This is a genomic window from Rheinheimera riviphila, from assembly GCF_004005945.1.
Taxonomy (GTDB): Bacteria; Pseudomonadota; Gammaproteobacteria; order Enterobacterales; family Alteromonadaceae; genus Pararheinheimera; species Pararheinheimera riviphila.
This window is the reverse complement of the sequence record NZ_SACS01000012.1, coordinates 57309-79676: the sequence shown is the minus strand read 5'-3', so window position 1 is coordinate 79676 and position 22368 is coordinate 57309. Positions and strand designations below refer to the sequence as shown.

General features: G+C 47.7%; 2 protein-coding genes. Both read right to left on the bottom strand.

The genetic code is table 11. The annotated features are described in order from the left end of the window. Window positions 1–409 precede the first annotated feature (409 nt). The gene (locus EOE67_RS12085) at window positions 410–1324 is read right to left on the bottom strand and encodes a hypothetical protein (protein WP_127699339.1); all 915 of its coding nucleotides are present in this window, start codon (window positions 1322–1324) and stop codon (window positions 410–412) included. Then, entirely contained in the window at window positions 1299–21776 is a 20478-nt protein-coding gene (locus EOE67_RS12080) for a putative Ig domain-containing protein (protein WP_127699338.1), read from the bottom strand. The genes EOE67_RS12085 and EOE67_RS12080 overlap by 26 nt, the downstream gene beginning before the upstream one ends. Window positions 21777–22368 lie beyond the last annotated feature (592 nt).

The following is a 22368-nucleotide window of genomic DNA, read 5'->3' as shown; positions in this document are numbered from 1 at the left end:
AAGAGGCAGAATCATACTGACGTTGATTTTCAAATGCAATAGCATAAAAATTACAAAATGCTCGATTTTTTTGCTAATTTAGTACGGTTTTTAATATATGCAGTTTTTTTGATGTTTCTGGCTCGCCTGCAAACACACGATGATTACACATGCCGTTTACAACAAAAACTGGCTGGACCTCTTGTAAGGCTTGGGCTATGTAAGCACTTACGCATATTTGGAACAGCAAATATTGACGACAGCCACAGAATTTAAAACCTGGATTGATGAAAAAAATTCAGCTGCATATTTTTTCACTAAAGCTAAATATTTTTCTAAAGTTGCGGTTGGGAAGGCTGAAATTTGCCTTGAGTACAAAACAAATTCCAGCCTTTAACTATTGCCTCATTAAGGCCAAAACGACAACAAGCTAGTTATGAATTTCAAATTTAGGTCGATTAAATCGAATGCCCACACTATCCAGTTGTTTTGTTTTTAAATTCAGTCGATAAAAGCGACCAAGACTCAAATCACGACTGTTTAAATCTAGCCAATACAGCAGGTGGTGAGTTTTGTCCCAAGCACTACTTTTCGCTCCTTTTAGCTCATCTAGATAAGCATCGCTGATGCCATAGCTAGAAAATTGTTCTATCTGAGAATACTCACGCTCGGCGTAGGCAAATACTGGCCACAAGGTGTGGTCTTGTTCTTTGTCGATAACAAAGTTGTCAATGAGTTGGCATACTCGATAGACACGCACTTCGTAACGATCAGAATCCTTTGATGGGGCTTTGGGGTCAATAATTTTCTTCATTAACACCAAATCTCGACCATCCTGTGACAGATAGGTTTCTCGGCTTTCATTGAAATCGTCTTTGACCCAACCGCGCAAATCTATTTGGCATTTCTCGCCAGTAAAAAGATGATGATTGTAAACATCATCATCTAACTCCTGCTGGGTTTGTTTGACAAAACCATCTCGGCCTTGCCCATAACCCATCACATGCTTTCCAGAGACCAGGGTTTTGGTCTTGGGGTTGTAAAGCGCGGCCCCATAATTGTCATCATGCGGTCTTACAGCCACAGCGGATACCTCGATATCTTTGGATAAGTCTAACGGTATTAAATAAACTTCTGTTTGCTCAGCTAAAGTACGATAACGAGTATGGCCAAAGGTACTATCCGCGTCCTGAAGATAGTGACGACTCACGTAGCGTAAGTGATCACCATCAATGACCATCGCATGGATGTTTTCAAACTGAACTTTACTGACACACCCTTGCAGTAGGCCTGCCATAAGCAGGCCCACTAATTTAAAGTTACTTGAAGTAACGCATGTACGCATCATACCCCCTTGCAAAAACATTAAAATTCATTTTATCCGGTATGTCCCCGTTAAAACCTTTATATAAAGAATCATACAAGTTTGAATATGCTGAAAACCTTGGTGTACTTACTCTATTACCCAATGCACCTGTGTCTTCTGACGAAAATTCTCGCATACCGGCTAACTTGTATCTATCTCTTAAGTCTGTTAACAGATCGGAATCACCTGAAAATTTAAGGTTCACAGTTGCATTTTTAACGGCTCCTAACCATTCGGAAGTGTATTTACCTATACTGTCTCCACCCGTTGGTTTGCTCAAGCCGATAGCCATAGTACGCGCAAGATCATTGGCAAAGTCAGTACTTGTTTGTAGGCGCGTCGCCGGATCATCAGGCAACTTCCCTTCAAATAAATGCCCGATAATTGGCAAAAATGGGATCCCCGAAAAAATTGAGGTATGCGCGTAGGTATCAGCCAACCGATGGATACCTAGACCCGCTTGAACTTCACCTTCTAGCGTGCCGCTATTCAAACCATCGATGATGATATCTCGTGTTTTATCCTGCTCTTTTGCCATATTTGACACCCCTAAGGCATGGAAAGCGTTTTGCAATGACGCCACCTTTTGAATGGCCGCCGAACTTAAGTTCAAGCCAAGACTTACCGCGCGATTGATTGCATCCATTTCCGGCATTAAATCTGGGATTTGACTCCAAAACGCAATCCGAACAGCCTTATCCGGATCATTGGTTATCGCCTTGGTAATTAACGCCGTCGCATAGTAGTGGCCTTCTTTGCCATATAGCTCTGTACCATCTTCGGCTTTTAAGTCTCTGGCAATCCGCACCGGATCATAAGCACCTGCTGAGACAATCCCGTACATATCACGATTGACACTTACAGAACGAGAGCCGCCAAAAGCTGACAAATCCATCGTTAGATCGCCAGAAGCACCGCTTGCCAGCGTCAACTTCGCAACTTCGAACGCATATTCAGCACCCTCGTCACCGGCCGAATCACCACTGCCGGATGTCCAAGTACCGTCGCTGTTTCTTGAACCGCCACGTAACCAATCATCAATAAAATGACCGGTTTCTTCACCGATGGCATTTTTGATCACAGCGCGAATTTGTTCACCGAGGGCTCCGTCGGCATTAGACGCATCCATTAACTGCTCACTGAGCTTAATGCTGCCTCCCTTATATCCGGCGATGCCAAAAGTTTCACCTGCTTTCAGCGCGTTTACATCAACGAGTTCAAATGCACGCCCAGCTAGGATTTCATCTTTATGACGATGTAATTCCAAGAGTTTCTCGCGAGATATCCCTGCTTTGTTTTTAAATACATTGTATGCAGCGTCTTTGCCAGAAGCCAAGTGTTCAATTTCCTCTGGCGTGGCGCCAATTTTGGTCAGTTCTGTGACGTCATTTCGATATTCTTCATAACGGGTTAGTTTGGCGACTGCGGTATTTGCTAGTGAGTTCCCAAACGCATCTACAGCGACATCGCGGAAGTTCCAGCTGCCTTCATTATATAGAGCCTTACGCACGCCATATCCAATTGCAGCACCGGCAATACCCTGCAGTGTTCCGCCTAAAATCGACTGTTCTGCAGCGAAACGGCCCATAGATGAACCAATATCGGTAACACTGAATGCGTCCATCGCACCTGCCGTTACCGCTCTTGAGACAACATCTCGCCAGCGGAACGATGCATTATTGCCAACAAGAGCGTTTGCTGCCCAATTGACACCGACCCCAGCGGCAGCTGATGCCATTTTACCCACCATATTCAACGAGCCCGCTTGTTTAGAGCCCATAGTCGCCCATTCGGCACCTTTTAAGGCACTACCAAGCCCTGCGGTTGCACCAGCGGTTAACCCAGAAACAAAAGCGTTTTTCAAGGAGAAATGGTCGACAACTCCCATGGCTTTACCAGCAAGTTGTCCAGCAACTGAGCCAACAAAGCCCCCGACAGCAGCAGCCGCCATACCCGCCGCGGTAGCACCAATTGCACCAACGATAGCGCCTCCGGCTGCTATTGATGCCCCACCTAGCACTGCAGTTCCGGTGGCCATAACGCCTAAGCCGGTAGTCCCGGCAACACCGCCCATTGCAAGTGCCGCAGCACCAGCTGTAGCAACCGTTGCAATAACCGTAATTGCAATCATCACCACCATTGCTAACGCATTACAGCCTTTTTTCGGTGCTGGCGGCACGTATGGCAGGCTAGGCGTGGTATCGCCGATGATTCTATCTAGCTCCATCGGTTTGTAGCTGGTGGCAGAGTTACCAGTGCGCGCACGTGATGGCACATCTAAGCTCATGCCTTCCGTCAGCGCTTCGTCCGGGCTTGCGGTTACGCCATTGCGGTTAGCCAGCAAGTACCAGTACTCACTACTGCCATAATAATTCATGGCTATAGAACGCAGTGTCTCACCACTGCGAACTTGATGACGCATGACACTACTGCTGTCATCGGCGCCGCCACCGTCAAAGTGTTGATCTTTTAACGTGGCGGTGATTTTGCCGTCTTTGTCTTTAGCAATTTCACCTAAGTAATTGCCATTACTTGTGAAATGTAATGCCTCACCTTTGGTTGTGAACGCCGCATAGTTAGTTCTTAACGTCGTTTTACCATTGACTGTACTTAAGGTTTGCGTGGACAAAGTTGTTTGAGTACCACTTTCCATTTTCAGTAAAGTGCCGTCAGCCGCATAGGTCATCCGACGGCCTTGAATGTCACTGGTATTTAGGGTGTTTTGTTCTTCAACCAAAATGCGATTGCCGTTTTGGTCGTAGCGGCTAAAGGTGTTCGCAGGTTTAATACTGCCTGTTGTAACTGTGCCAGTCCCTTTATTTTCAACTTCTAGCCAAGTATCACGTTTGTCATAGACGCGCTTGTAACTATTGGTTTTATCAATCCGAGTACCATCAGTAATATAATTCGAATACGAAGTATCTTGCGCCAAACCAGCTTCGTTGAAGTTGCTGAAATTAGTCACACTGACATTGCGTGTGACATCTGCGCTGGTGAAGACAGTTTCAGCACGGACAGTTCTGTCTCTATCGTCAATCGATAGCCCCAGTTTATTGACCACAGCTTGTTCATAATTGACACTCGACAGCGCTAGATCTTGGATCATCGTCTGCTGACCATCAGCATTGTAGCTAAACACTTGCAGGCCACGGGTGGCACCACGTAAATCAACCGTCACGTACACAGGTGTTCTGTTGCCCGGCAGCGCCATCATGGCACTGGCTGCGCTGTAGCTATCCAGCTGCGCAAATGGTATTTCGCCTTCGTTGTCGTAACCAACCAGCACGGACTCTTGTGAGGTAAAGTGCGACTCTACCTGCTTAATTCGTCCCAAACTGTCGTATTGATATGATGTGACTCGACGCCAATCTGCAGTTTCACTGTACAACAGTCCTGGTTGTGTCAGTAAATCAGTGGTGTTATCCACTAAAGCCCACAAACCTTCCAACTGATTAAATTGGTTGTAACTGTAACGAGTTGCATCGATACGGCCATTGATCGAAGTCAAACGGAAAGCTTGCAAGCCAGCATCATTGTAAAAATTCTGCATGCCTTGGTCTTTAATCGATACTTGACCGTTAATCAGTGAACCGCCATCAATCAGCACTCGGTTATTGCCGTCGTAGGTATACCAGTACGATTTTATTTGCGCTTCCGCTGGTGTTGGATCTTCGGGGAACTCCGGCTCGCCTGGGAATTCAGGCTCGAATGGGAGCATCGGATAGATCAAAACTTCAGGAGTTAAAGCTCGGAACGACACTTGCGTCGGGCTTGATGGCGCAGATGTGGCAAAGTCGCTTTCTACAGCAAGTTCTGCAGTCATCGGAATTTCTGCTCGCAGTGGAATATTCGACCCTTTGCGTACAGTGAATGACTTCGAAAACAGTGTGGTCGCGCCTTGTGAGTCTTTTGCCTCGATAGTGAAAGAAAATGTACCAAACCGCATCAAGTCGCCTTCGATACTTGAACCAGAAAAGTACAAACCAGCAGGCATTACTGTTGCAGCATATGTAATAGGTCCGCCGTCTGGATCCACAAAGGTATCAGCCGGCCAATCCACATAAAAATAATCCCACTGGCTTAGCCCTGTCGGTACAACCGGCGTGCGATTAAGAACCGGAGGCCGGTTTACCGCAGATACATTTACCTGCAAAGTAAAGCTACTGGACACTGAACCACCGCGGTTATCGGCCGCGATTACAGTGATGGTGTAACTGCCTGGGGCTCCTACTACGCTACCAGTGATCACTCCAGTAGAACTGTTAATTACTAATCCCGCCGGAAGATTTGGCGAACTAAATACCAGCGTATCACCATCAGGATCGCTAAACGCTCCTGCAGTGCCAATATTGACTTGCTGACCTTGATCCACAGTCTGATTCGCCAAAGCAGAGGCATTTGGCGCACGATTTGGTGCAGCCTGATTGTTGATAGTCAGGGTAAATGAACGCATAGAACTCAGGCGACCATCACTGGCTGTCACTTCAACTTTGTAAGAACCCGCCGCATCATAAGAAGGCGTACCACTTAAAATTCCATTACTGGCAAATGACAATCCGGTCGGGATTGAGGTTGGGAACTCAAACCAACGTTTTAACTCAGCATCATATTCTCTGAATTTAAATACCACGCTATAGCTGACACTATCCCCATCTGGGTCATAGAACGTACTCGCAATATTTAACGAAGCGTACTGCCCTTCATTCATGGCCGTGCCAGGGATTGAACCTTCCGGCGCGCGGTTAGTGTCGGTCACCGTCAACGTAAAAGTGGCAGACACGGTCAAACCAGATGGGTCACGAGCGGTCACTTGTACGCCATAACTTCCCTGCTGTGAATAGCCCAGTGTGCCTGTAATCTGGCCAGTAGTAGTGTTGATGCTTAGACCAGTTGGCAAGCCACTTGCTGAAAACGTCAGAGCACTGCCATCAGGGTCGCTAAATGCGTGCGCAGTTGCGATATTAATCGCAACACCTTCGCTGACCGTTTGGTTTGCTAATCCACTCGTTATTGGTGCTCGGTTTGGCGGTGCCATATCGTTAATGGTGAAGGTGGCACGTGCTGACGAACTTAACCGACCATCGCTTGCCGTCACCTCCAAAATGTAACTGCCTGAGGTGTTATAACTTGGCGTGCCGGAAAGTACCCGACCGTTAAAACTTAAGCCCTCTGGAATGCTAACGTCCCACTCTTCCCATCGTCTCAGTTCGCCATCGTACATCCGTTGTAAAACACGAAGACTAAAGCTAAGTGCATCACCGTCTACATCACTGAAGTAGCTGGCAAAATTCACACTAAAGGCTTGGCCTTCGTTGGCAGCTTGCGAAGGCACCGAACCCGTCGGCGCGGCGTTGGAATTGGCAACCACTAAGCTAAAGGTGGTGCTGGTGGTATTGCCTGAGGCATCTCGAGCAACCAAGGTCACAGGGTATGTGCCTGCAGCAGAATAGCCTGGTGTTCCAGTTAACTGACCTGCACTGCTTAAGCTCATACCAGCCGGTAAACCACTGGCAGTAAACGTCATCGCTTCGCCATCTGGCTCTATGAAATATCCAGCAAAAGATAGATTGCTGTAACTACCTTCTGTAGCATTTTGTGCTGGAATTGGGCTCACCAATCTTGGCGGTGCAGAGACGTTGCCGATGTTTAAAGTAAAACGACTGGCTCCCGTTAACCGACCATCATTGGCTGTCACTTCCACCACATAAGAACCCGAAGTGACAAACGACGGCACGCCACTTAGCACGCCGTTACTGCCAAAACTTAAGCCTTCTGGAATACCTACGTTCCATTCCATCCAACGTTTAAGTTCAGCGTCATACTCGCGCACTAAGAACCGCGCACTATAGGTTAAAGCATCACCATCTGGATCAGAGAAATAGGCGGCAGTGTTGTAACTCACCGACTGACCTTCGCTGATATTCAACGCAGGAACTGAACCACTGGGGCCACCATTGACATTACTGACAGCCAAGGTGAAATTAGACGAGACAAATTTGCCAGACGGATCTGTGGCGCGAACGGTCACTGTGTAGTTGCCATTTTGGTTGTATCCGAGTACACCAGTGATTAACCCTGCTGTGCTTATACTTAAACCACTTGGCAAACCAGTCGCGCTAAAGGTTAGCGTTTCAACATCTGGATCAGAGAAATAGCCAGCAACATTGATATTTACCGCCGAGCCCTCAGTGACATTTTGCGTCGGAATTGGCGACACAACCACTGGCGGGGCTGATTGGTTATTAATGGTCAAAGTCGCACGGCTAGTCCCAGTCAAACGGCCATCACTGGCAGTTACTTCCAGAATGTAACTCCCGGACGTAGTGTAACTTGGTGTACCAGATAACACGCCTGCGTTAAAATTCAATCCTTGTGGCAAACCAACTTCAAATTCATCCCAGCGGTTAAACTCAGCATCAAATTCACGTAACAGCACTCGTAAGCTAAAGCTCAGCGCATCACCGTCGACATCACTGAAGTAGCTCGCAAAATTCACACTAAAGGCTTGGCCTTCATTCGCAGCTTGCGCTGGTACTGAACCGATTGGTGCAGCGTTGGAATTGGCAACCACTAAGCTAAAGGTGGTACTGGTAGTATTGCCCGAAGCATCTCTTGCAACCAAGGTCACAGGGTAAGTGCCTGCGGCAGAATAGCCTGGTGTTCCAGTTAACTGACCTGCACTGCTTAAGCTCAGACCAGCCGGTAAACCGCTGGCAGTAAACGTCATCGTTTCGCCATCTGGCTCTATGAAATATCCAGCAAAAGATAGATTGCTGTAACTACCTTCTGTAGCATTTTGTGCTGGAATTGGGCTCACCAATCTTGGCGGTGCAGAGACGTTGCCGATGTTTAAAGTAAAACGACTGGTTCCGGTTAACCGGCCATCATTGGCTGCCACTTCCACCACATAAGAACCCGAAGTGACAAACGACGGCACGCCACTTAGCACGCCGTTACTGCCAAAACTTAAGCCTTCTGGAATACCTACGTTCCATTCCATCCAACGTTTAAGTTCTGCGTCATACTCGCGCACTAAGAACCGCGCACTATAGGTTAAAGCATCACCATCTGGATCAGAGAAATAGGCGGCAGTGTTGTAACTCACCGACTGACCTTCGCTGATATTGAACACTGGCACTGAACCACTTGGTGCCCCGTTCGCGTTGGCAACAGCCAGAGCAAAGCTCGTTGTGACAAAGTTTCCAGACGGATCTGCGGCGCGAACAGTCACTGTGTAGCTACCATTTTGGTTGTAGCCGAGTACACCAGTGATTAAGCCTGCGGTGCTCATGCTTAAGCCGCTTGGCAAGCCGGTAGCACTAAAGGTCAAGGCATCTAAATCAGGATCTGAGAAGTGGCCTGCAATATTGATACTCACCGCAGTACCTTCTGTGACGTTTTGCGCAGGAATTGCTGTGCTAACCACTGGCGGTGCGGATTGGTTGTTAATGTTAAATGTCGCACGGCTAGAGCCCGTTAGGCGTCCATCACTTGCAGTAACCTCTAAAATATAACTGCCTGCAGTACTAAAACTTGGTGTCCCAGATAACACGCCAGCACTGAAAGTCATGCCCTGAGGCACGCCGACCTCCCATTCATCCCATTGGCGCAATTCTGCATCGAATTCACGAACTAAAACCCTTAGACTAATACTCAAAGCATCGCTATCGACATCGCTGAAATAGTTCGCAAAATTAACGCTAAAGGCTTGGCCTTCGTTGGCCGTTTGGGTTGGGACTGTGCCTGTTGGCGCTGCATTGTTATTCGCCACAACAAGGCTAAAAGTGGTGCTGGTGGTATTGTTGGTTGCATCGCGAGCGACCATAGTCACCGTATAACGGCCAGCTGCGGTATAACTTGCACTGCCGGTTAATTGACCTGCCGCAGTCAAATTCAACCCAGCCGGTAAGCCGCTGGCGGTGAAAGTCATGGCTTCGCCATCAGGCTCCACAAAATGACCTGCGAGTGCAAAGTTTGCAAACACACCTTCAGTGACGTTTTGTTCAGGAATGGGCGTAACCAGTTTCGGTGCGGCAGAAGTATTCGCAATCGTTAAATCAAAACGGCTAATTCCGGTAATACGTCCATCATTGGCCTTCACTTCAACAACGTAGGTTCCGGCAGTGGTAAACGACGGCACGCCACTTAACACGCCGTTACTACCAAAACTTAACCCTTCTGGAATGCCAACGTTCCACTCCATCCACCGCCTGAGTTCTGCATCATACTCACGGACCAGGAACCGAGCGGTGTAACTTAATGCATCACCATCCGGATCGGAGAAATAGGCGGCAGTGTTGTAATTCACTGTCTGGCCTTCGTTGATAGTCAATGCAGGTACCGAACCACTAGGGCCGCCATTGGCATCAGCAACGACAAAATTAAAGCTTGTGGTTACATACTTACCAGTTGGATCAGTCGCCCGCACGGTAATGGTGTAGTTGCCATGTTGATTGTACCAAAGCACACCAGACATGACCCCCGCAGTACTCATACTGAAGCCGCTTGGCATGCCGGTAGCGCTAAAGGTTAATGCTTCACCATCTGGATCGGAGAAATGCCCTGCAATGTTAAGACTAACCGCCGAGCCTTCTGTTGAATTGTGTGTTGGAATTGGCGTCACAACCACCGGTGGTGCCGATTGGTTGTTAATTGTCATGGTCGCGCGACTGGTGCCAGTCAGCCGGCCATCGCTGGCAGTAACTTCCAGGATATAACTGCCCGCAGTGGTAAAACTTGGTGTGCCAGATAACACGCCAGCACTGAAGTTTAAGCCTTCAGGCAGGCCTACTTCATATTCGTCCCAACGTTTGAACTCGCCGTCATATTCCCGGACCAAAACACGCAAATTAAACGTTAGCGGATCACCATCGACATCATTAAAGTAACTTGCAAAGCTTATATTGAAGGCTTGGCCTTCGTTAGCAGTTTGCGCCGGGACTGTACCGGTCGGTCCTGCATTGTTATTGGCAACCACAAGGGTAAAGGTTGTGCTGGTGCTATTGTTGGTCGTGTCGCGAGCAGTAATTGTCACCGTATAACGTCCAGCGGAGGTATAACTAGCACTGCCAGTTAATTGGCCAGCGCTGGATAAACTTAAGCCATCCGGTAAATCGATTGCAGCGAACGTCATGGCTTCGCCATCTGGCTCGACAAAATAGCCTGCCAGTGTCAAGTTGGCGAAAACCCCTTCGGTAACATTTTGCTCTGGGATCGGTGCCACTAACTGTGGCGGCGCAGAACTATTGCCGATGGTCAATATGAAACGACTTGGACCCGTTAAACTACCGTCGTTGGCGGTAACCACGACCGCATATTCACCTGCAGTGGTATATGACGGTTTACCACCTAATACGCCGCTACTGCTAAAGGTTACCCCCTCTGGAGCAGCAGTTTCCCATTCGAACCACTTGCGCAGCTCATAATCATATTCGCGAATATAGAAAACGGCAGAGAAAGTCAATCTATCGCCATCTGGATCGGTGAAATACGCTGCAGTGTCATAACTGACCACTTGCCCTTCGCTAATGGCAAGCGCAGGGACAGAACCAAAAGGCCGACCATTAACGTTCGCTACATTTAGCTTAAAGCTCGTTGGCGCAGCCCGGTTCCCCGAAGCATCCATTGCTGTTACAGAAATAATATGAGATCCATTGGCATTATAAGGCGGAGTACCAACCAACTTGCCTGCAGCGTTCAGGCTGAGCCACCCTGGCAAGCCATCAACTAGATAAGTCATTAACTCGCCATCTGGTTCAACAAAATTACTTGCTAAATTAAACTCAAAATATACCCCTTCAGTTGAATTTTGCTCAGGGATTGGCGCTATCAACCGCGGCGGTAAGTTTTTATTAGTGATGGTTAAATTGAACCGCGTTTTGCTGACCGCTTGGCCGTCATTACCACGAACTTCAATTAAATAAGAACCGGCACTGGTATCATTTGGTGTGCCAGTAAGAACACCATTGACCATCGACAGACCAACCGGTAACGCGGCTTCCACTTCGCGCATCGTGCGCGTTGCGACGTCATAGACTTGCTGAATCGTGACTGCGCTGTAGGTCACAACCTCAGCGTCTGGATCATGGAAGAATTGCTTAATGTCATAAGACAACAGCTCAGTTTCGACTGTTGAAATATTCGGGATACTGCCTTGTGGCGGACGGTTTTTATTCAGGATTGTCAAAGTCAGCGGTTGAACTGCTTTTAAGCCTTTTGGATCGGCTGCCGTCACTTGCACTGTGTAGACACCAGCATCAGTGAAAGACGTGGTGCCGATTAACATCCCAGTATTTGCATCAAGACGCAGCGACGCAGGCAACCCCACTGCGCTGAATAGTAACTTATCACCATCTGGATCTCGGAAGCTCTTGGACAAATCAACCTGGATAAATTGATCTTCAGAGACTGAAATCGCCACAATTGGACTACCGATTGGCACTTGGTTCTTTTGTGCAATATTGATAGTCAATGGTTTGGTAATAGTGCGTAATAAAGTTGCGCCTTGGAACTCACGCACTGTGACTTGCACGGTGATTGACAGTGGCAAATCGAGTGGCAATTGTGTGGTGCCGGTTAACGAACCATCCGCCGCAATCCCTAACCATGCTGGCCAGCCAGCTTCAGCACTAAATTGCAAAGTTGTGCCAATGTTATCGGTTACTGCAGAGAGCTTCTGGGCTTTTTCATTAACAGTAAACCCTTCTTCCAACAACACGCTCGTCGTATTAAGCGCTAAGCCAGCGTTCGGGCTAATAGTCCCTTCATAACTATTGGCCATTGAAATGGAACGACGGTTACCAACAGCATCATATTGGTAGGCAATACGAGTTAACAGCTTGGCTGACTCTGCTGCACTATTTTCTGAATCCCATACCAAGACTTTGCTGACCCGGCCTTGTTCGTCAAAACTAGATTCAATGCGCTGAACCACCAAATTGTTTTTGCCATCAAAGGTCTTATGAACTTCCCAAGTGCGCTGGCCATTGGCGTTATAGCCGTAACTACTGGTCGCGTTGTTGGTGTTATCGACCACAGATTTCAACCAGCCATTGGCATAATAGTAATACGACAAATCACGACCATATTGGTCGACAACCCGCTCAACTCGTCCAGAATCTTGCGAGGTCTGTTCACTAGTCACACCGTTATTAACAACTAAGCCGGTCGCTTTGGTAAAGGTGTTGCTGGTCACTTTGCCTGAAAGGTCTGACTTAGAAAGCAGCTGGCCACCGCTACCGAAGTTTTGGCGAATTGACGGCGCGCCGCTGGTGTTGCGTTGGTTAGCAAAGGCCTCTAATACTTTTTGTCCGTGAGCGTTATAGCCATAAACTTTTCGAGTCCGGGCTGGTGATAACGACAACACCACACTGCCACGGGCATCGTAACGATAGGCAAAGATATTACCTTCGGCATCAGTTGCTGAAATGCGTTGACCGGCGCCATTATATTCGTACAGATTTTGAATAACGGTTTTATAGCTGTTTTGTATTGAGCCTTGCTCTTTATACGTAACCCCAGTTTCAGTCACTAAACCTAATTGGTTATACAGGCTATAAGAAATTAAACCTGATGGATCTTCGGTAGTGACCAATCGGCCAAATGCATCGTAGCCATAATAGGTAGTTTTACCTTCACCATCAGTGCTACTAATTTGTTCGCCGTAAACGTTGACTTGATACTTTCTTTGTTTACCGTTGGCATCAACTTCAAGCACCAACGAGCCTTGCGCGTCATAGCGTTTAGTTGATGAGGTCACCACTTGACTGACATCACCGCGATCGCTAACAACCGCCACTTGCGGACGATATTCGGCAGTAACTTGGTTTTGCTGGTTGTATTCATACCGATACAAATAACCACGAGCGTCGGTGACGCTGATAACGTTACCCCAACGATCGAAACTTTGATAAGTGTTAAAACGGCCGCCGCTTTCTAAACCTTGCGCAGAAATCTGTTCAACACGACCCAGCGCGTTCACCTTAAACAAGGTTTCACCATTAAGCTGGTGTGTCGAGCGCACTAAACGACCTGCTAAATCATAATCACTGACCAGCAGCACATTATCCCGTTCATTGGTTTTCACCACCTGACCTGAGCTGTTGTACTGATACAGTTGCGATTGCGCGCCCATACTGGCCTGTAAAGTGCTATCAGTATTTGTGGCAGTAGTTAGCTTCTGCACCACTTCACCAAAGGCGTTGTACTTAGTTTCATCACGGAATACGGTTTGGTCACTGGCAGTGTTAGATAATCCTGTCCGGCTTTGTGTCTGGGCCTTGACTTCACCTTGCAACGTGTATTCATAAGTACTTTCAACAACAATATCATTGCGTTCGGCCGCGCCCATTAATGGCATTTGCGGAACACGGATACGGAATGGCGTGCCGACGGTAAAACTGGTGTCATTTAGCACGTATTCTTTGTACTCACCATTGCCATCAATCACACCAATTGTCAGGGTCATATAGAACTGATTGGTGCCGCCAATGCCAAAAATCTCCCCGGTCACTAAATCCACATTCAGCCAATCGCCTAATGTGGCAGTGCGGATTTGATCAATAGGCTCTCCCCGACGCCAAACCGTTGTTTCGTAAGTCCCCTGTTTCTTAACCACTAAGGCCGAGGCCAAATTAGGCTCTTGATAGGTTAATTTACTATTGACGACGTTCCCGCGAGCATCGTACTTCATGGTCTGCACTTGATTAAGTGCTTGCCAACCATTGCTGGTCTTCACTGAATTAAGCGTGGTTTGGCTGACTGCTTGGCCACGACTGTTATATTCAAAACGAGTCACGGTATCGCGATTATTGTCTTGCACAGCACTTTTAGCGCGTTGCCGCTGTTCAATCACATTGCCGAAGATATCGTATACAAATTCACTGACGCGGTTGTCAGTGCGCTGTAATTGCGCCAACGACTGATTCGCCGCAAAATCAGTAACGACAGCAGTTGGGCCGGTGGTTTTTTGCAGATTACCCAGAGCGTCGTATTGATACTTCGTGGTGCCAACCGCTGTAGTCACAGAGGTCACATGTTCGGTACCGTCGTAAGTTTTGCTGCTACTTTCGTCGGCTAAGGTTTGAGCATTGCCGCGCCAAGCGCTTATTTGATAACGAGTTTCTTTGGTTTGACGACCTAATTTGTCGTATTCAAAGCCAACTCGACGATCAAGGCCTGTCGTTGTATCACCTTTCGCTGGTGCTGACGGTGGTACATTTTGTGACAATTGTGCCCGGGTATTGGTATCTAAGGCTCTTGCATACTCGATAGCCTCACGCACCTCACCGGTGTCGTAATACAGCCATTGTGTGACGTAACCACCGGCATCGACTTGCCAGGTTTTGCGCCCCATTAAATCGTACCAAGACAGTGTCTCTAAGTTGGTGCCATCGCCGACCGCAACTTTTTCACGCCAAACTTCACCAAAACTATTGTATTCATAAACAACCGTTGGCTGTCCAAACCCGCTTTTCACTTGCCCTTGGCTGTCGGTATAGAGATAGCTGCGGGCTTTTTCTTGCACTGAGGTTTTGCGACCTGCAACATCAAACAGCGTCGTAACTTCCCGATCGTCGGCATTGGTTCGCACTGCAGCCGCAACTTGCGCTTCAGACAACAAGGTAAGGCTGGTCGGAGTTCCATTTACATTTGATTTTGGAATATCAATGGCGGTTGCATAACGCGTGAGTGTGGTTTGGTCGCCAAGGCCATCGTATTGATAGGCTGTAATAAACCCTTTTGCCGGTTGGCCTTGGGTAAATTCGCTCGCTTCAACTTCATATTTAAGCTGGCTTGCAACCGTGTAAACCTTGTATGAGGCATGCGTTACTGCACCAGCGCTATATTGTAAATTAAGCGCCGCACGGCCAAACGCATCATAATAGGTTTCAGTAAAGGCGCTTGGTGCAGAACTACCAACGTCCGGTTGGATGACTTTAAATTGGCGACCTGCTTTGTCGTATTCAAATTGCGTTTCTCGAACTTGACCGACAAAAGTTGTCTTGTCAGCGCTACTGACCATGCCCTCTTGGATCTTAAGCAGATTGCCCATACCGTCATACTGATAGGACTTTTTGCCAAAACCGACTTGCGTACTGTATCCGCCGGCGGTAAGCGTTTGAATACCGTCAGCGGCGGCTAATGCAGGAGTAAACTCAGCACGAACACGGCCCGCCTCATCATATTCGTAGGTCCAGATGCGACCGTTTTTGTCCGTAAATTGAGTTTTAAGGCCGGCCGCGTTATACACATATTGCTCTGCGTAGGCTTGACCTTGGGCATTTTTCTCTGGGTAGGTCGTTTTGACGAGCTGCCCTAAGCTGTTGTATTCATAAGCTAATGAGCGTGTACCCGCTAAGTTCAAACTGTCTGGATACTTGGTTTGCATCAAGGCATAGGTCAAGCTGCCATTGCGCCATGCCGTGGCAAAGGCGGCTTGGCTCGTGATCAACTCATTATGCACGATAGTGCGTTCAGTTTCACCAAACCGGTTATAGCGAGTTTCTTGAACAACCCCGGCGCTATCGATGACAAACCGTTGCTGTCCTAGACTGTCATAAAGATAAGTACGAACCCGATCGCTTGCGTTACTCACGATTGCAGCTCGTAATTCACTCAGGCCGTAGTTATTTCGATAGGCAAGCGTCGTCGCGTACTGACGAGCTTGAATGAGTTGGCCCTGACTGTCGTAAGTCATGGCACTGATCAAGGCTTGAGTGCCGGTGCTGACCAATTTCAGCACTTGCTGATTTAACTCATTGTACAAATAGGCAATTCGGCTATCCGCAGCCCCTGCAGTTGGAATAGTGAAAGTGCCTAGTTTTAACGCAGTTAACTCAGCACCGGACAGCAAACTATTGGTGGCCAGGGTAAATGTTTCGACAACACGACCTAAACCATCGTAGCGAGTGAAATTACGTTGACCGACCGCATTGATAGTGGCAATTTGCCGCCCTTGGGCATCGTACGCGAGATACGAACTAATTTTCCCAGCCAAAGCCAACACTTTTGGTGCTAGCACTGCTGGCGTTAATGCTGCGGTTTCAGCAACACCGGTGTTTAACAGTTGGCTGTACTGATGGATAGCAATTTTTAGCCCGCGTTTATCGTATTCGTAACTTTGCACCGACAGCTGTAACGACGCCGCGCTAACGCTGTGGCTTTTCGCTTCATAAGCCAGTTCACTGGCTTCGTTATAGCCATAAAAAGTACGAATTTTCTGCGAAGCACTTAGGACTTCGACACGTTCGATTAAGCGATCCGCTTGATCATAGTCAAACTGTACTTCGCTAACTACGTTTGAACCCGAGAGCTGATACTGGCGGATCAACCGATTTAGAATGTCATACTCAAAGTGCGAAACCAGCTGAGCGCTAGTGTCAACAATGACTTGATTCTGCGCATTTTTGACTTCGTTGTTGGCAGCATCAATTGAGATCCGCACGCCTGTAGTCACTTCGAGCTGATTACCAGCTTGGTCATACTTATAGCTGGTGCGATTCTTAAAGCGACTGCCATCCGCTATAACTTCAAGCTCATCTTGATAACGCACCCGACCATTTTTATCGTAAGTAACCCAGCTCAAACGATCGCCATTGGTCTGCTGAACTACCGTGGTATTGGCACCAAATTTCCATGAAGTTTCAAGTTTGAGACCTTCGGCATCAACAATGGTCGCAACCTTTTTGCCTGTTTTACTATACCGAGTCTGAATTTTCTGACCGTTAGCATTGGTGAGAAATTCCAGCTGATTGTTTTTGGTATAAGAGCGCCCTTCTTGGCGCACATTGTTTAACCAAACGTCGGTTTGGTTACCATTTGCATCATAATCAAACTTGGTGCTTTGCAGCACACTAGCACCGCTCAGTACTTCAATCAGAGCAATACGGCCAATTTCATTGCGACTGGTACGCGTGGTAATGCCATCCACAGTAACCGAATACTGGCGCTTTTGGTCGTCATAGCTATAGGTTGTGACCACGCCGTTGGCATCAAGCGTCTCTAACAAACGATCGAAGGCATCATAACGACTAATGGTTTTCCGTTGGGCGCCAGCAACCGTTTGCCAACTGGTCACGACTCGGCCAACTTTATCGTTGGCAACGTCCAACAGGTAACCGACTTCGTTGATCCTGCCTTCAGTCGCGCTAGTTTTAATTAAGCGTCCAAATGCATCGTAGTCGTTGTCGGTTTGTACCACGGCATTACGCAGTGTGGTATCAGTTAGCCCGCGTAAATCTTGGGTTTGTTTTAAAACTAAATTGCCTGTTTGTGCCTTATAAGTTTTGCTGGTGGCATCATAAACCGTATACGCCTGTTGCATGGTTTGACTGGCATTGGTCCCCAACGCGGTGTAGGTTTGGAAAACTCGCCCGGCAGTTGCATTCACGCCATAGAGACTTAAATCCCGATATAAATCGACACCTTGACCAACTTTATTGCGAGTAATCACCTGCCACACATCCGCAGGATCTTTATTAGTCGCAAGGGCACTATCGGCACTGAGATAGGTGATGAGTACCTTGCTGATTTCACGGGTTGACCATTCATACCCAGCATCGGCAAATGACGCTCGGTCGGTCAATAAACGTGCGTACTGATCTTCTGGGACCGGCTTCACCGCATTTAACTGTTGGGTTAGCTCATCAAAGGCGTTGTATACATAACGAGTCAAGTTACGATCGGCATCAATTGACACTGTCATTCGATTTGCGCTGTCATAATAAAACAACGAGCGATTGCCCTCGGCATCGCGGCTCTCTATTAAATTACCCGCCAAATCATAGAAATTCCGACTTGTCGCTGTTGTGGCAAACGCGGTTTTGACCGCGGCAGCACTTGCAGATAAGCCCAGCGCTTTATTGCTGTTGGCATCAAGTGCTGCAATTTGACGAGAATTGACGTCATATTGATAACGCGCTTGAGTGTAGGCTTTTGTGGTATCCACCGGATTAGCCGCATCGAAAGTACGAACCGCAAGGTTATCAACGTATGCTTTTTGGGTATAACCTGTGGTTTGGGCATTGCTTTCAAAGGTCAGTGTGTAGTCTTTGTCGCGCACCAGCGCCGGTACGGTATGAACGGTACGACCACGCTCGATATACTGACTGTTGACGAGTTCGCTAACAACAACCTCAACACCTTCACGACTAGTGATAAACTTCACACGATAAGTGGCATTAGCCGCGATGGATAACACATTTGTGGTGCTGCTCGCGCCAGCAAAATGCTTGTAGAACTGAATAGTTGAGCCGTTGGCGTAAACGCCAAAGCGAGTCGCATCAGCTTGCCCCCAAGTTCCCGCAGACAGATATACAGGCAAGTAGTTGCCTGTTGCCTGGCTAAAGCTTAAATCAAATTCATATTCGCGAGGTTCAGCCAGACTTGCTGCTAAATCGGCACTTAACCGCATGTTGGAATAATAGCCACTGGCGCTGATGCCAGCCGCCGCAGTCTGGCGGGATAACACCATACGATCACTCTCGGCGAATACTTGGTCGGTTGAACCCGCTGATACAGATTTAATCAGCTTATTGCTTTCACCGTTGACGAAGGTTTCACTAAGCACAGCACGGCTTTGTGACGCGGCGCGATTAGCGCCCGCTTGAGCGAGCCCTTGCCATTTTTCGATCAAATTACCAACAGCATCGTAGCGATAGGCCAAAGTAATGCCATCTGGCGCTGTTTCAGTTAACACTCGGCCGTTACCGTCGTAGGTGTAAGTTGTGCTGCGCACAGCGCCACCCGGCAGCGTCAGTTGCGCGCCGATAGCTAAATTACGGACCGTAGTGGCGTATTGATCTTGCTGCAGAAGCTGGCCATTGACGTCATATTGAAAACGACGAACAACGCCATCGGCGGTAACGCTGGCAACAACCCGACCTTGTGCGTCGTAGCGCCAATGCTCGACGCGGTCGTCACCTGGGGATGCCGTTACAGCGTCATTTACTACTTTTTTCACGTATTGCGTGGTCGCGATTTTCCGACCGGCAACATCGTAATGATACTCAGTGCGATAACCTTCACCATTGGTTTCGGTTTTTAAGCGCCCGGTGATGTCGTAACCGTAGATAATTTGCGCCGCAAGCACGCCATTGGTATTAAACCCAACCAATTGTGCGCCAATTTCTGCTGGAGTTGCTGCGGTGGCATAACGGTGCATGTTCTGTAACTGGCCATCGACAGTGTAGCGATACTCAGTCACATACCCTGCGGCATCAATATCGAATTGCTTACGATTATCTTTATAGATAACCATCGACTCACGGCGAGCAGGATCTGAAGTTAAACGACCATCTAACACCACGTCTAACGCCGCTAGGGTGTAATTGAGTTTGTTGCTGACAATCCAGCCGCTTCGGCTCATGCCCCAACCACTGAATTCGACTGTTTTGATTAATCGCCCGGCTTTGTCGTAATAATAACGACGGGCTTCACCGCCCTTGCCAACATCTGCCGCTATTGCGCCATTTTCTTCGAAGAACCGGTAGACCCATTGGCCATGCTGATCGCGCTCAGCGACTTGACGTCCGGCGTCATCATACAGGTAGGTCACATCACCAAGGGATGCCGAGCCATTAAAGGCATCTTCGGTACGAACTGTGGTGATCTGACCACTTTTATCGTAGGTACTCCGTTCAACTTTGCCGTTGTCGTAGCGCACTTCCATAGTGCGATTTCCATCGTTAAACACAAAGTTGGTGCTGTTGTTTTGCGCATCAACCCGCGTCAACACACGGCCCAAACCATCGTAGGAATAGGTGACTGTTTCATCGAAGGCTGCAGAGGTGCCACTGCCAAGCGGTTTGGTTTCTTGTAAAAGTTGACCGCGAAAATCGTATAAATACAGCCAAGTACTGACGTCACCACTGCCATTGCCGGTATTGTCAATGGCGCTAAATTGACGACGTTTGCTGAGATTGCCGCGAATATCGTATTCAAACTCGGTCAGTTGTTGCGCTGTTTTATCAGCTAAAGTGCTGACCCAAGACTCCATCGTCGCAAGCGTAGGAATTTGCGTTGCCGATAATCCGGCCAGACTAACAGTTTTACCGTGGTAAACCCGTTGCTGTACTTGTTGGTTAAGCGCGTTGTAGCGGAATTCACTGACACTGCCATCAGCACCCAGCGCAAAGCGCAAAAATTGGCCTGTGCTGTCATACACATAACGTTTTATTGCCGAACCAATCTGCTCAGTTTGCAGCTGATTTTGACTATTGTAGGTCCTATTATTAGCCGCGAACCCTGGCGCGGTAATAGAAACTAAATTACCCGAGATATCATAGGTATACCGAGTGACCTGACCAAGGCTGTCGGTAATAGTTTCCAGTTGACCGTTGCCGTTGTAGGTATAAGCGCTAGCACTTGCTCCGCCTTTGAGATCATAACTGACGTTGACTAAACGCTCATTGGCATCGAATTCGTAATCAACGGTTTGACTGCCTTGGGTGACCCGAGTTTTGTTGGCATCAATATAGGTAAAGCTTGTACTATAAAGCCCTTGCGTTAGCGTTTGTACCCGACCGCGCATATGTTCAGCTTCGGTGTCGGCATAATAAGTGACCGCAAGTTCGACTTTATTATCTGCCGAAGAGTTGGTGTTGTTACCTTGAGATTGTTTGATGCTGGTCAGGCGTTTTGAAGTCGCATCCGCATAGCCATATTGGATCACAAAGCGATTGCTATCACTGGTAAATGTGGCGTTGTTATCACTGGCCAGTTGCGGGGTTTTATCGATTAATACGTACTGCAGACGTTTTGCTGTGTCGTAGCGATACTCAACTCGACTTTGTAGACCGGTCGCACTGCTGGTTTGAATTGATTTTATTAAGCCCGCTGCAGCATCGGTCGAACCGTAATATTGAATTAACGTTTCGTCAGTCAGGCTGTTAGTGAGCCGCTGGATAATACGTTCAGGTTTGCCACTGTTATAAACCACACTATACCCGCCAACTGGCGTGGTGCGATCGGTCAGTTTACCGTCGCGATAGGTCTCACGAATACCACCTTCGCTGGTTACATAGACTTCACTTGCAGAGACAATTGTTAAACGGTCAGCACTTGCGGCCCCTTCAAAACTGACATAATTGCCAAGGCCGTCTTTACGAAAGGTTTGTACAAAACCGTCAGCAGTAACCCGCTTATATTCTTCACCGACCAGGCTTATTGTGCTTAGGTAGCCAAGACGCCATTGGTCATCGTTGTCACCATCAAACCCTGCCGCACTGTTGTAAGTGCGTAACATCGAAAAACCAAGACCTAGGCCAGTTAAAGCTTCGTCACTATTTTGAACCACTAAACTACCAGTCGCTGCATTTACATAGACCTGCTCTTTTGCCTGTCCTAATGCTGCGTTGCCAAATGCACCAATCCCTGAAGTAAGATTGGATTGGAATAAACCGAGACCTGATCCACTGATTACTGCTGACATGTTTAACCCCTGAAAATGTTTAGTAAATCTAAATTCATTCGTTGTTTACTTTTACATCCAGCGCTTTCGGCATTTGTTTAGCGATAATGTTGATATTTATTAAATATTTTTAAAGTTTATGGTTTTTTGAGCTGGACAGCCACTTTTCAGATTGAGCTGCCCCTTGATTGTTAGCATTTTTGCAACGGAAGTTGAGGATCATGGAAAAATTGTCACGATGACATCATGCCAAGGCCTCGAAACAAACAAATCGCCCTCGGCTAAACGCAGTTTTATCACTTCACTTACCGCTGTGTGCGCCGCTCATTTTTATGCGGTGAAATTCGGCGGGAATGGATTGTCGAGCGCTTGCGATTGTTAACAGGGATGTTTGCAATTGATGAGACTTCTTATGCCGTGATGATGAACCACTACCATATTTTGGTAAGAGTTAATGTCGAAAGGGCCCAAACCAAACTTTAACCCAAGCCAATTCAATAAATTTTACGCTGACCATAAGTCTGGTGTTAAAGCCCTTTGACTACATCCAAATAAATACCAAAAACAGAAAATTTCTAGCCTGAATTTATTTCGGAAAACCGCGTATTTTTCG